The organism is Halovenus marina, assembly GCF_051414115.1.
GTDB classification, from domain to species: domain Archaea; phylum Halobacteriota; class Halobacteria; order Halobacteriales; family Haloarculaceae; genus Halovenus; species Halovenus marina.
On sequence record NZ_JBLKNZ010000001.1, the window covers coordinates 1,025,013 to 1,037,800 of the forward strand.

Here is a 12,788-nt window from a genome sequence, read left to right on the forward strand (position 1 = left end):
CTAATCCTTTGGCATGGAGCGCAGGCAACTGCTCAAGACGGCTGGAATCGTTGCAACAGGAAGTGTCGTCGGCCTCGCTGGCTGTAGCGGTGACGGGGACGACGGTGGAGACGGTGACGACGGCGACGGGAACGGAGACGACGGTGCGACACCGACCGAAACGCCAGCGGACGGAAACGGCAGCGGAGGGACTGCGACGGTCGAGATGCGAACCGAGGGTAGCGACTACCTCTTCGACCCGATTGGCCTGTACGTGGAAGCAGGCACCACGGTTACGTTCGAGAACGTGAGTGGGGCACACTCGGCGACGGCCTACAGCGAGGGGAACGGTCCGGCCACGACGACCCGGATCCCGGAGGGTGGAACTGTATTCAACAGCGGCACGTTGTCCGGAGAGGGCGCGACCCACGAAGTCACCTTCGAGACGACTGGCACCTACGATTACTTCTGTATCCCGCACAAGACGCTCGGAATGGTCGGCCGCATCGTCGTCGGCGAACCCGGTGGCCCTGCCGAAGGCAGCATGCCACCAGACGGCGACGTACCAGACAGCCAGACCATCGTCGACCAGGGTAGCGTCTCCTGGGACGAGTTCTCCGGATAGCGTCGCTCTCACCCCGATAACCCGTCGGCGGCGTGGACGGAGGAATTAATATGCTCGCTACGTATATCCTCAGGTAGTGAGTGTCAACATCCAGCGACGGGTGGTACAGCCGGGCGAGGACGACTATCTCGACCAGGCCTGGCGACTCAAAGAGAAGATCAGACACGCCCGGGGTGTGCTCCGACAGCGCCGCAGTTTCTTCGCGAGCGCCTACAAGCGCTCGACGGTGTATCTCTACGTCGAAACCGACACTGACGAACTGATCGGCTTCGCGGCCGTCCGCCGCGACGGGTACATTCTCTTTCTCGCTGTTGCAGACGACTATCGCGGCCAGGGTTTTGGCAAGCGACTGATCGCGAACGTTGCCGAGGAACACACGACTGTCACCTGCCACGCCCGAACCACGAACCGGGAGGCACTCGAGTTCTATCAGGCGCTGGGATTCGAGGTACAGCGCCGTATCGACAACTACTACGAGGACGGCGGCGACGCCTACTATCTCCAACTCGGCGAACACGAGGGGATCCGCGACCGGTTGGCGAATCTGCTCGGTCGATAGCGATATCCAACCGCCACGAGCGCAAGTCATATTGTGCCGGTCGGAGAATGACCGAGCGTGAACGAGCGGACACGGGCGTATCTGCGCGGCCGCTTTGGCGACTACTACCGCCGGGCAGGTGTGGATCCGCCGCCGGAGGCACACGAACGCGAGTGGGGCTACGTTCCCTGGACCGAGGGCCCCGGCGAGACCTACGTCCGCCACAACGCGATGCTCGATATGGGCGATTTGTCGCAGTTTCTCGCCCGCGAGCGTCCCCGCCACGTCTACTTCTCGGCCGGTCGCTACGACGACCCCGGCGCGGCCACGATGGACCAGAAGGGCTGGCGATCCTCAGATCTCATTTTCGATCTGGACGCCGACCACCTTCCGGGGACCGACCCGTCGGATAGTTACGCCGAGATGCTCGACACCTGCAAGGACGCACTCTTCCGTCTGCTCTCCTTTCTCGAAGACGACTTCGCCTTCGCGGAACTTGACGTGGTCTTCTCCGGGAGTCGGGGCTATCACGTCCACGTTCGCGACGACAGCGTCGCGCGTCTCGACAGCGACGCGCGCCGCGAAATCGTCGACTACGTCCGCGGGATCGGTCTGGAGTTCGACAGACTCGTGGAGGAGGAGACTGTCGCCGGATCGGTGGGTCGCGAGAGCCCGGCCAGCAACCGCTACCTACCGACAGACGGTGGCTGGGGCGCACGGGTCCACGAGGAACTGCTCGACCTTCTCGCAGCGGTCCGCGACAGCCCGAAATCGGAGGCGCTCGAACGCCTCCAGACCTACGAGGGTATCGGCGAGGGGCGTGCCGAGGCCGCCTACAACCTGACACAGGACCGATTCGTCGAGATCGAGCGTGGCAACCTCTCCGCGCACAACGTCTTCGACACGCTCGCACAGCAGGTCGCGCGCGACGTCATCGAGGCACAGCAGGCCCCCATCGACGAACCCGTCTCGACGGACACCAATCGGTTAATTCGCCTGCCGGGAAGCCTCCACGGCGGGAGCGGACTGGCCGTGCGCCCGGTCGAGCGGTCGAAACTGGACGAGTTCGATCCGCTCGTCGACGCCATCCCGGAGACGTTCCGCGGCCACGACATCACGATCGAAGTGACAGACGGCGGGGTGGTCGAACTCGATGGCGATAGTTTTACACTGGAGGAGCGTGTTGCTACCGTTCCAGAGTACCTCGGCGTGTTCCTGATGAGTCGGGGACGTGCCGAAAAGGCCAAAGAATGAATCTCGACGAACTGCAGTCCGTGCGCGACCGCGAGCGCCAGACCGACAAGCTCCAGCAGTTGCGCGCGTCGTTTTACGCCGACGCTGGCGAGTTCATTCAGCAACTGCGCGAGGAGCGCGAGCGCGCCGCCGAGCGCGCGGACGACCCCTTCGACGCTCCCGAAGTGAACCAGTTGACCGACGAGATCAAGACCGCCGAACAGACTGTCGAGGCCATCTACGAGAAGCGCGTCGGCAAAATCGTCAAGGCCGCCTCGTTTGCCGCCGCCGATCTTCCCTCCGAGTCCGAGGGCATGACCGACGAGGAACAGGCGCTGTTCGAGACGCTCGTCACCGACATCAAGGACAACCGCGAGCACGTGCTCGACGTGCTCGCGGGCGAGTCGTCCGCCCCGGTGGACGGCTCCGGAGTCGGATCGAGTGACTCATCCCCGGTCGAGACGGAGACGCAATCTGGCGTCGATCCGGAACGCGATACCGCGACGGACAGCACATCCCGAGCGGTTCCGCCCGAACCGACCGACGAGCAACCTCCGGATACTGAGCAGTCAGCATCTGACGAGACCCCCGTTCCGCCGGACCAACCGGCCGACACCGGCGTCTCCGCGGCCGATCTGATGGGCGACCAGAGCGACGAGTCGACAGCGACTCCCGAGGCGGACCCACCGATCAGAAAGGACGGCGGACAGGCGACTACGGCGGACCTGCGCCGCGAGACGGTTCGGATCACCAAGGACATCGATACCTTCGTCGGCTTCGACGACCGGGAGTACGACCTGGCCGAAAACGACGTTGTAACTCTTCCTTCGACGAACGTTCCGCCGCTGCTCGAACGCGGTGTCGCAAAGGAGATAGACTGATCGAGCGGGCTGGAGTCGTCAGGGGTTCGTGCTGGTCGGCCGACTGCCCAGCGTGAGTTGGAACGTCTGTCGCGTCCCGTCTCTGACTACCTCGATTTCGATCGTATCGCCGGGTTCGGTTTCGAGCGCGAGAAAAGCAGAGAGCCGTTCGCGGTTCGGGATCGACCAGTCGTCCATCCTGACGATGACGTCACCGCCGATCGGCTGAGCAGTGCCCGCTCTGACACCCTGTGGGTCGTTCGAGCCACGCAGGACGCCGTCGGCTGGTGTCCCGTTCAGCGCCTCGTTGATGTACACGCCCCAGGAGACAGGCAGGTCGTTGGCCTTGATGATCTCGGGGGTCACGTTTCGCAAGTCCACACCGATGTAGGAGTGTTCGTAACTGCCGGTTTCGATCAGTTCAGGGACGACGTTTTTCACCATCGCCGCAGAGATTGCAAAGCCGACGTTGTCGCCCTGTCCGGCGCTTATCACGCCAACCACATTCCCCTCGAGTGTCACGAGCGGACCGCCGCTGTTACCGGGATTCAGCGCCGCGTCCGTCTGGACGCCGTCAGCGATGGAAAACGACCGTCCGGGGATCGATATTGTCCGATTGCGCCCGCTGATGACGCCCGTGGTGAACGATCCAGTCAGCCCGAAGGGGTTGCCGATTGCGGCCACTTCGGTTCCGACGGGTTGGGGTTGGTCGACCATCGGGAGTGGTGTCGCCTCTGCTGGGGGTTTGGTGACGGAGATGACGGCCAGATCGCTGTGAACATCTCGGCCGACAATACTCGCCTCCCGCCAGCCAACGTTGGTGAACCAGACGTAGACTGCGGTTGCATCCCTGACGACGTGGTCGTTTGTCACCATGTAGTCGTCGTCGTACACCCACGCAGTGCCCCCCGAAGTGCCGCCGTACTGCTCGACGCGAACGGCCCCGACAGAGTCGACCGCCTCCCGGTACACTTTCGTGAACTCGGAATCTGTTGGGAGCGGTTCACCTGCCTGTTCGGGCCGGTCGAACGTCTCGGGAAAGGATCCGCCGGACCCGGCGTCTTGGGTTTGTCGGTCGCTCGTGGCTGGCGTGGTTTCGATCGTCGGCGCAGAATCGAGACAGCCAGCGACTGAGGCAGAGAGGAGTCCGCCAGCGGCGGCGAGCAACCGCCGCCGTGAGATCCGCGAATCGTTCATACCCCGATCAGGGGCGGCACAAAAATAAATTACAGGTTGGTCAGGGCACGCACTGGGTTGGCTCACCCGTCAGGCGTTGACACGCTCCAGATACTGGTTGACGACGACCTGTCCTCGTGTCGTCAGTTCGACGCCGTCGGATGTCGGCCGGAGCAGACCATCCTCGTGAAGCGACCGGAGCAGCGCCTTGACAGAGCCCTGCACGTCCACGACGTTTCCGACTGCGACGTTCGTCCCGCGCGTCGAGTACAGCGTGACGAGCGTCTCCACTTCCGATTCTGTCAGGGAGATGTCCTGCAGTGACGCCATCAGCTGGTCGTACTCCCGCCGGAGATACCGCCCGAGCAGCGAGAGAGTTCGGCTCGACCCCATCGCAGTGACGGTCGTCAGCGCCGTCCCGTCCTGCATGTGCCTAAGCACGAACGCTGGCCGGGTTTCGCCGTTGATCTTCCGTGACTCGCGGTCGAAACTGGTCACCGACGAGGGGGAGACGGAGACCCCCTCCCTCTCTGTCTTGAACACGACCTGTCCCGACGACAGCGACACGGAGCAGGGTACGAACTGGCTGTCGGTGACGCGACCACCGCGGCGCGCCGGGTGTTTGAAGACGGCACCCGTCTCGTTCAGAATAACTTTGAACAGGACGGTGTGGAACTTCTCTATGGTCGTCTCGTCGCCGCTGACGACAGCGACGGAGCGACTGCCGTCCCGTTCGTACGCGACCGTCACCGGCGTTCCAGGGACGGCATCGAATAGCTGGGGAACGAACCCGAAGTTGATGTCGAGAACCGACGACAGTGGTATCGTCACACGGTCGCTTTCGCTCGATGCAAGAACGAGCTGCCCGGAGCCAAGCAGAACACGGCCCTGCGTGGGCTGATCCCACTCAGCGGTCTCGTCGGTAATTGTCGCTACGAAGTCAGCGACCGTCGACTGTGCCATTTCTCGGTCTTCGATCGGGGCGGAGTTCTCTTAAATAATCGGGATGATTTCATCGAGAGATAATGCCCAACTGTCCGAGCAGGTCGTGCCGGGCCGAACCTACTCGACGAGTGGCGAGCCATCCGCTCGCGGCCCGAGTTCGGGTCCGAAGGGCGGGTCGTCGGGGTCGATCCGACGCCGCTTCTCGTAGTCAGTCGAGCGCTCGACGGGGATCCGACCGATTGCAGTTATCATCTCGACGTACTCTTCGAAGGAGCGCTGCTGGCCGAAATCACCGCCAGCGCGCTTTGTAATCTCTTCGGAGAGAATCGTCCCCATGAAGTCGTCCGCACCACAGGAGAGCATCTTGAGCCCCTGTTCGTCGCCGTACTTGACCCAGGAGGACTGAATGTGGTCGATGTTGTCGAGAAAGAGCCGCGAGACGGCGATCATCAGTTCGTCTTCGTCGGTTGTCGCGCCGCCATCTATCATGTCTCGCTCGAACAGCGGCGTGTTCGCGTGGATGAACGAGAGGGGGACGAACTCGGTGATCGCTCCAGTTCGGTCCTGCAGGTCACGGATGACTTCGAGATGTTTCACCCGGTGAGCCTCGTTTTCGACGTGGCCGTACATGATCGTCGCGGTGACCGGCAGACCGACCGCCGTGGCGGCTTCCATCGCCTCGACCCACTCGTCGGTTCGGATCTTGCCCGGACAGATCACGTCTCGCACCTCGTCAACGAGGATTTCGGCCGCCGTTCCGGGGACCGAATCGAGACCCGCCGACACGAGTCGCTCGTAGACTTCCTCGTAACTCCAGTCGGTTCCGCGCCGTGCGTGGTATGCTTCCTCTGGGGTGATCGAGTGAACGTGCACGTCGTCGACACTCATCGCCTCGATCTGTTCGCAGTAGGTCCCGGGGTTGACATCGTACCGCTCCGGCGGTCGGTAGTTCAGGTCACCGCGGTCGCTCGATTCGAGCAGTTCGCGGTGCTGTTCGTCGAGCACGAACGCCGGATGGAGACCACTCACAGACGTTACCTCGTAGATACCGGTGTCGAGCGCTGCCTCGACAATTTCTCGGGACTCCTCTGGCGTCTTCGTAAAGCCCGGGTGGTCGCCGTTCTCAGTGAGGAACTGCTCGGACCGGTCCTTGAAGTTGCAGAACAGACAGCCCGTGTTGCAGGCCGTGGTCACGTTGTTGTTGAGGTTGGCGACGAACGTGACTTCCTCCCCGACCACCTCGGCACGTCGCCGGTCTGCGGCTTCGAGCACCGCTTCCTTCCGCTCGCGGTCGATGCCGGGATGGTCGGTCCCGGTTGTCAACAGTTCGATGCCGTCATCGACGGTGAGACGCTGCCCGGACCGCGCCGTTTCGAGTGCGTTCTCGAACGACTGGTCGGTCTCCGGGCGCATCTCGAAGTCAAACTGGTCCCGGGGGATGTTCGTCCAGCCCTCCGAAGCTCCTGCCATTTCCTAGCACTCGACGGCTAGAGAGTAAAAGATGCGCGGTTCCACACCGTTTTGCCACAGTCTCGGATCACTGTCTGAGAGACCACGTTCCGAACCGGAACGACCGGTCAGGCTTCGGGCTGGATCGACACGAGTTGGTCGAACTGCTTGCGAAAGCGCGCCTCAGCGCGTGCCTGGGCGAGGTCGGAAAAGTCGGCGAAGGCAACGTCGAAACTCGCCATTCGCCAGACGAGCGTCGCGAAGTGATACACCGCCCGGCGCTGTTCGTAGCCCGGGGTTGGCTCGAACTCCATGTGCGCTCGATACCCCTCGTACAGCCGCTTTCGAAGGCGCTTCCGGGTCGGCCCGTCCCGAAATGCCGGGTCGATGAACAGAAAGTCCGTCCGTGCGAGGTGGTACTCCGGGTCGCCCGCGAGGACGAACTGCCAGTCGAGCACGGTCGTGACTGGTTCCGAGGACGTCGGGTCAAAGAGCATGTTCGCTGGCCGGAAATCGTCGTGGACCAGCCGTGGCACGCCCTTCGATTCGATGACTCCGACGTTGTCATCGAGATACTGCGTGGCCGGTCGCTGCAGGTCGGCAAAGGGCGTGTCTGCGAGTCTGTCGATGTAGTGTTCGACTAGCTTCTGAAAGAACCCCTGCCAGTCCCAGCAACACTCGTTGACGACCAGACGGCCGTCGTCGAGACCGAGATGCCCGAACCCCTCGAATCCGATTTCCGAGTGCATATCGCCGAGAATTGCCCCGACGTGTTCGAGGACGCGTCCCCGTGTCTCGCTATCGAGTTGTCCGAGCGCCTGCGCGAGATTCTCCCCCTGAATGCGCTCAGTCACGAAATACGGCTGCACGTCCAGGTCCGGCCGTTTCTCGAAGACGAGGATGCGCGGCACCGGCAGGTCGGTTCGGTCGGCCACGTAGTCGTGCAGAAACGGTTCCACCGCGAACTGCCCCTCCCCGTTGTCGAACTTTACCACCACTTCGTAGGTCTCCCCGGCGTACTCGAGCGTGACGAGAAACACCTCCCCTTGATGTCCCGCCGTCGGCCGCTCGAAACTGAACGTCTCGAAATCCGGCCCGGAGTCTTCGAGCACCACCTCGATGTCTCGCTCTGGAGTCGACACAGACAGACATTATCGACAACACAGAAAAAACCTTACCTGTTTGAGAGGTACTATCAATATTGATACGTGAAATCAGGTGTGGTTACTTTGCCCGTGATGCGCGTCGTATCCGCGATATTGTGTGGATATCGTGAGTCACCCGTTTGCTATTATTTCGGATATCGTATGTGACGATCAACGGATACGACTGGGGGCTCACGCGTTCGATGCTGGGGGACCGACGAGTTATTCGTACAGCCAGGTCTCGTCGATCTGTTCCCAGTCGATCAGTTCCTCGTCGTCGAAGAAGAGGTCGATCTCTCGCTCGTTCGCGCCGGGGTCCTCGTTGTCGGAGCCGTGGATGACGTTCCGACCGAGGTCGAGTCCGAAGTCACCGCGGATCGTTCCGGGTTCGGATTCGGCGGGGTCGGTCTCGCCCATCATCTTCCGGACCTGCCGGGTCGCGTCCTGTCCTTCCCAGACCATCGCCATCACCGGGCCGGACGTGATGAATCCGACGAGGTCGTCGAAGAATGGCTTGTCTTCGTGTTCGCCGTAGTGCTCTTCTGCGAGGTCCTGGTCGATCTGCATGAACTTCGCGCCAACGAGTTTCAGCCCGCGCTCCTCGAACCGGGAGATGATCTCCCCGATCAGGCCGCGCTGGACGCCGTCGGGCTTGACCATCACGAACGTACGCTCCTCGCTCATGCTTCTGCCTCGGTCTCCTCGTCGTCGACCTCCGCGTCGTCCTCGGCGTCTGCCGTGTCCGCTTCGTCATCTTCTGCCTCGGCATCAGGTTCCTCCGCGTCGTCAGCCTCGGCGTCCTCAGACTCCTCCGCTTCGTCGGCTTCAGCGTCTGTGTCCGATTCGTCGGTTTCTGCCGCAGCGTCTTCGTCGGCTTCGTCTTCTTCGTCGGATTCGGCCTCCTCCGTCGCGTCCGCGGCTTCAGCGTCGGTTTCCTCTTCCTCGTAGCCGATCCACTCCAGGTCGCGGGATTCGCGGCCCATGAAGTAGTTTTTCTCGGCTTTCGAGTCGACGAACCAGAGGATTGTGCCGTCGTTTTTGACGAACATCTTCCCGGTTCCCGGCTCGATTTCCTCGCCTGTGTAGTCACAGGTGCGCTTGTCGACCATTATTGTCCTCCGATGGTGTCGGCCTCGCGTGCGGTTTCACGCAACTGGAGGACGTCACCGACCCGAACCGGTCCGAGGACGTTCCGGGTGATGATGCGCCCGTTGTCCTGGGTGCGGCACTTGACCTGCATGGCCTCGCCGTGCATCCCGGTTCGGCCCACGACCTCGATGACCTCCGCTGGCGTGGAGCCGTCGTCTTCAGATTCCTCTGCGCTCATTGATGCTCACCGAAGTTCCTCGACCTTCTCGGCGATGTCCTCGATATCATCGACGGCATCGCCTGCGTCGACGACCGCCGCGGCGGCGCTGCCGACTTCCAGCCCGGCCGCGTGGCCGAGGTCGTCCTGTGTCTCCACGAAGACGACGGGGATCGACTTCTCGTCTGCGATCTCCGGCAGGTGCATCACGACCTCCTCGGGCTGGACGTCCTCGGCGACGAAGACGAGCTCGGCGTTGCCGCGCTCGACCGCTTTGGTCGTCTCGTTGGTTCCTTTCTTGACTGTTCCTGTGTCCCGTGCGATCTCCAGTGCCTCGAGGGCGTCGTCCTGCAGATCTGCGGGTACGTCGAAGTTAACGTATACTGGCATGGATGTGGTCACCTCCTGTGTGCGGGCTCGCACTCCCCCGCCCTCGCGGACAGCGTCCGCGTCCACCGCGACGGTGGAGGATTCCTACTTGGGCTGGGAGCGTCATCAACCCCACACAGGGTGTAGCCTAAACTGGTCCAGCGTTGCCTAAAGTGCTTTCGATGGCGATATCCTGTGCCAGATCTGCCCACGCTGTCGACCCGGGCTGTGGCGAGTCCTGCTCTGCTGTTGCTAAAACTGTACATATCCCCACGCCGTCAGCCTTGTCTGTGTCCGAGAGGTTCACCCGTGGCTTTATCATTATCTATTTGGGATTTTCTGATATGGTCGACGTGGTTCCGGTAGGGTTGCTGGTGTTCGGTCTTATTGCCATGTTCCGACCGGCGTGGATCGCTGTAATCGATCGTCGACAGAACGCTGCTGAAACGACGCGGCGCCCGGACGAAATCGAGATGAGCGAAGCCTACTTCGGCATCGCCTTCATTCTGTTCGGTCTCATCTTCACGCTTCGCAGTCTCTGACATTCACTCCCGGTCGATACAACCGTCCTCCTCACAGCTTTACGGAGCAATACAGCGAAGTTGGTCGATAGTACTGTCCACTCACAGGACAATGAAGATGTCGGTCACGTACATGATGGCAAAGCCAGCGAGGAACGCGAGCAGGTTCGTGGCGCTTGTGACACGTCCACTTTGGCTGCGAACCATCCCGAATATCTCCCAGTTGACCTGGACGATTGCGCCGACCCCGAGTGCGAGGAAGAACGCGCCGACAGTCGGTGAGTACGCGAGTCCGCCGACCCAGCCACCGAGGATGACCGGAGCGCCAGCGATCACGCCGAGCGCACCGAAATGGCGCAGTTTTGGACGCGCTTCGTTTGCCATCGGTGCGACGACTGCTGGCCCTTCGGTCACGTTGTGGAGCATGAATCCGATGACGAGGAAGGCACCGAGAGAGACGCGACCGAGTGCGAACGAACTCCCAATCGCCAGCCCTTCCGCGAAGTTGTGCAGGCCGATGCTCAGAGCGACCAGATAGGCGATCCAGAGGCCACTGCTTGCCCGCGTGTCACCGTCTCTGGCGCGTCCGTCACGCCAGGCGCTGATTGCCTGGACGAGTAAGAGCGCGCCGACTGCACCGACGACGACGAGCAACTTCCCCTCGTACGCACCGGGCACACGCTCTGCGAGTTCGAGCGACTCGAACCCGGCATCGAAGGCGAGAAATCCAAGCACACCGGCTGCAAACAGCAACACGCCGTGGAGTGCCCTGTTGCTCATCCCCCGAATGAACGGGAACCAGAACATCCCAATCACGACGGGGATGACCCCGACGAACAGACCGATAAGCGCGAACGTCAGGATGACATCCGTTCCGAATCCGGGAGATTCCTGTGGCGCTTCGATGACGTGTTCGACTTTTGCACCGTCCGAAAGCAACAACGCCACGTCCAGATCCCAGCCCGGATTCCAGTGATAAGGGAGGACGACGCGTGCGCTCTCCCGCGGCGCGAGTGTCTGGTCACCGCCTGCGCCCCTGATCTCGAATTCCCAGTAGGCGTCGTCGACGAGTACCTGCGATATCGTCACCTGCTCCGGGCCGTTGTTGGTGATGTGTACGACGACGGTTTCGTCGTCGGGCAGTGTGTGATGCGTCGCAGTCACGTCGGGGAGTGGCTCACCACCATCGATACCAGCTAGCGGTGAAGTCAGCATAAATACTCCGAGCACGACGACGAACAACACGAGCGGAAGCAGTGCAGTGACCCATCGTGGGATGTCACGCCCCAAACCCTTGCGTTGTGAGTTGACACCACCGTTCGGTGTCTTGTTCTCGTCTTTGGGTGTCTCCTCTGCCATCTCACACCACCTCGAAGAAACTCATCCAGCCCAGTTCGGCGAACTCCGATTGGTGGGCGTGGAACATGTACAGCCCCGGTTCGTGGTCGGAGTAATCGAGGTCGATGATCCCACGCTGGGCCTGACACTGCATGACCGTATCGATGGTCTTGTGTGTCGGCTGGAGCGTCGTGCCATGATCGTAGTAATCGAAGAACTGCGAGTGGGTGTGAAACGAGTTGATGGGGTCGAACTCGGTGACGTTGAGTAGGTAGACGAGCTGACGTTGATTCTTGTCGATCTGAATCGGTCGCTTCGTTCCACTGAGATTCCCATTTTCGTCGGTTTCGCCCGCTCCGTAGGCAAAGGCCCGCGTGTTCGCCGCGTACACCTCGTTCTCTCCGTCGAAGTTCGTGTCGAAGGAGTTCATCACCATCACCAGTTCGTCGACTTCGTCGTTTTCGGCAGTCGTGTGATTGCGTTGGCTGGCTTCCGCGACGAGTTCGTCTCGATACTCGTCTGGAATTGGCCCCTGATAGTTGATGTACTCCCGGGGATTCTCACGAACGCGTTCCGGGTCTGGGTCGACGACGAACATCCCGTACATCCCGCGATGGATGTGTTCTTTCAGTGGAAGTGCGTGGCAGTGATAGAAGTGGACGCCTGCGGGTTGTGCGCGCCACTCGTAGGTGAACTCCCCACCGGACTCGATGACGCCGGGGCCGTTCTGTGGGATACCGTCCATTTCGGGGACGATGTTCTTGAAGTGTGGATGGATCGTGTGCCCGTGCCTGCTCCCGTTGATGAGTGTGATGCGGATGATGTCGCCCTCGACTGCTCGAATAGTCGGCCCCGGTACCTGGCTCTCGAAGGCCCAGACCGGAAACTCCACGCCCGGCGCAATCTCTACTGTCGTGTCGACAACCGTGAACTGGAAGTGTCGAACAGTCTCCCCGTTTTCCTCGTATATCTCCTGTTCGAGGTCGTCCTGTCCGCTCTCGCCAGTGTTGAACGTCCTGAGGAACTCGTGTGGGTCGAAGCCATCTTCGTACTCACCTGTCGTGCCGAAGTTCCCATGAGCATCGTTCTCGTCATCATCTCCGTGTCCTTGCTGTGCAGTCACCCCGCTGCTGAGTCCGACCGCAGCACTCCCTGCGACGCCAAGCGCGCCCAACATCGCACGTCTGCTCACCGGGGCGTCCACGTCGATGCGTTCCGTGAGCCGACTCTCTAAGCTCTCTGTCACCGACTTCGCCCTGTCGTAGGTTACGCGTGACATTACAAACCTCCTGCACTCGTGGGTG

General features: G+C 61.6%; 15 protein-coding genes. 5 read left to right on the forward strand and 10 right to left on the reverse strand.

The features are described from left to right. The first annotated feature begins 13 nt into the window (after positions 1–13). The 4 genes from ACMGFL_RS05235 to ACMGFL_RS05250 all read left to right on the forward strand — a co-directional run bounded on the left by ACMGFL_RS05235 (position 14) and on the right by ACMGFL_RS05250 (position 3,256). Positions 14–604 carry a plastocyanin/azurin family copper-binding protein gene (locus tag ACMGFL_RS05235; protein WP_436934481.1) on the forward strand — a complete coding sequence of 197 codons (591 nt, stop codon included), beginning with the start codon at positions 14–16 and terminating at the stop codon, positions 602–604. A gap of 76 nt (positions 605–680) precedes the next feature. Then, positions 681–1,163 (forward strand): GNAT family N-acetyltransferase, encoded by a 483-nt coding sequence (locus ACMGFL_RS05240; protein ID WP_436934482.1) that lies wholly within the window; start codon positions 681–683, stop codon positions 1,161–1,163. 57 nt (positions 1,164–1,220) lie between these two features. Further along, positions 1,221–2,396 (forward strand): DNA primase small subunit PriS, encoded by a 1,176-nt coding sequence (gene priS / locus ACMGFL_RS05245; protein WP_436934483.1) that lies wholly within the window; start codon positions 1,221–1,223, stop codon positions 2,394–2,396. Beyond that, the gene (locus ACMGFL_RS05250) at positions 2,393–3,256 is read left to right on the forward strand and encodes a hypothetical protein (RefSeq protein WP_436934484.1); all 864 of its coding nucleotides are present in this window, start codon (positions 2,393–2,395) and stop codon (positions 3,254–3,256) included. The genes priS and ACMGFL_RS05250 overlap by 4 nt, the downstream gene beginning before the upstream one ends. Before the next feature lie 18 nt (positions 3,257–3,274). On the opposite strand, the gene ACMGFL_RS05255 is transcribed toward ACMGFL_RS05250, so the two are convergent. From ACMGFL_RS05255 to rpl7ae, 8 genes are all read right to left on the reverse strand, one after another. Then, a complete protein-coding gene (locus ACMGFL_RS05255; RefSeq protein ID WP_436934485.1) occupies positions 3,275–4,432 on the reverse strand; it encodes a S1C family serine protease in 1,158 nt (385 codons plus the stop codon). A gap of 69 nt (positions 4,433–4,501) precedes the next feature. After that, positions 4,502–5,374 (reverse strand): CheF family chemotaxis protein, encoded by an 873-nt coding sequence (locus ACMGFL_RS05260; RefSeq protein WP_436934486.1) that lies wholly within the window; start codon positions 5,372–5,374, stop codon positions 4,502–4,504. 99 nt (positions 5,375–5,473) lie between these two features. Continuing rightward, positions 5,474–6,826 (reverse strand): 7,8-didemethyl-8-hydroxy-5-deazariboflavin synthase subunit CofH, encoded by a 1,353-nt coding sequence (cofH, locus tag ACMGFL_RS05265; protein ID WP_436934487.1) that lies wholly within the window; start codon positions 6,824–6,826, stop codon positions 5,474–5,476. Positions 6,827–6,933: 107 nt separating this feature from the next. After that, positions 6,934–7,947 carry a phosphotransferase family protein gene (locus ACMGFL_RS05270; protein ID WP_436934488.1) on the reverse strand — a complete coding sequence of 338 codons (1,014 nt, stop codon included), beginning with the start codon at positions 7,945–7,947 and terminating at the stop codon, positions 6,934–6,936. 225 nt (positions 7,948–8,172) lie between these two features. Continuing rightward, a complete protein-coding gene (ndk, locus tag ACMGFL_RS05275) occupies positions 8,173–8,634 on the reverse strand; it encodes a nucleoside-diphosphate kinase (RefSeq protein WP_436934489.1) in 462 nt (153 codons plus the stop codon). Then, complete coding sequence (locus ACMGFL_RS05280) at positions 8,631–9,059, reverse strand: 50S ribosomal protein L24e (protein ID WP_436934490.1); 429 nt, start codon at positions 9,057–9,059, stop codon at positions 8,631–8,633. Before ACMGFL_RS05280 ends, ndk begins: the two co-directional genes overlap by 4 nt. Beyond that, entirely contained in the window at positions 9,059–9,277 is a 219-nt protein-coding gene (locus ACMGFL_RS05285) for a 30S ribosomal protein S28e (protein ID WP_436934491.1), read from the reverse strand. Before ACMGFL_RS05285 ends, ACMGFL_RS05280 begins: the two co-directional genes overlap by 1 nt. A gap of 6 nt (positions 9,278–9,283) precedes the next feature. Further along, a complete protein-coding gene (gene rpl7ae, locus ACMGFL_RS05290) occupies positions 9,284–9,646 on the reverse strand; it encodes a 50S ribosomal protein L7Ae (protein WP_436934492.1) in 363 nt (120 codons plus the stop codon). 323 nt (positions 9,647–9,969) lie between these two features. On the opposite strand from rpl7ae, the gene ACMGFL_RS05295 reads away from it, so the two are divergent. After that, the gene (locus ACMGFL_RS05295; protein ID WP_436934493.1) at positions 9,970–10,167 is read left to right on the forward strand and encodes a hypothetical protein; all 198 of its coding nucleotides are present in this window, start codon (positions 9,970–9,972) and stop codon (positions 10,165–10,167) included. Positions 10,168–10,248: 81 nt separating this feature from the next. Here ACMGFL_RS05295 and ACMGFL_RS05300 read toward each other — a convergent pair whose 3' ends face one another. Continuing rightward, complete coding sequence (locus ACMGFL_RS05300) at positions 10,249–11,505, reverse strand: ZIP family metal transporter (protein ID WP_436934494.1); 1,257 nt, start codon at positions 11,503–11,505, stop codon at positions 10,249–10,251. A 1-nt stretch (position 11,506) separates the two neighbouring features. Beyond that, the gene (locus ACMGFL_RS05305; RefSeq protein WP_436934495.1) at positions 11,507–12,763 is read right to left on the reverse strand and encodes a multicopper oxidase domain-containing protein; all 1,257 of its coding nucleotides are present in this window, start codon (positions 12,761–12,763) and stop codon (positions 11,507–11,509) included. Positions 12,764–12,788 lie beyond the last annotated feature (25 nt).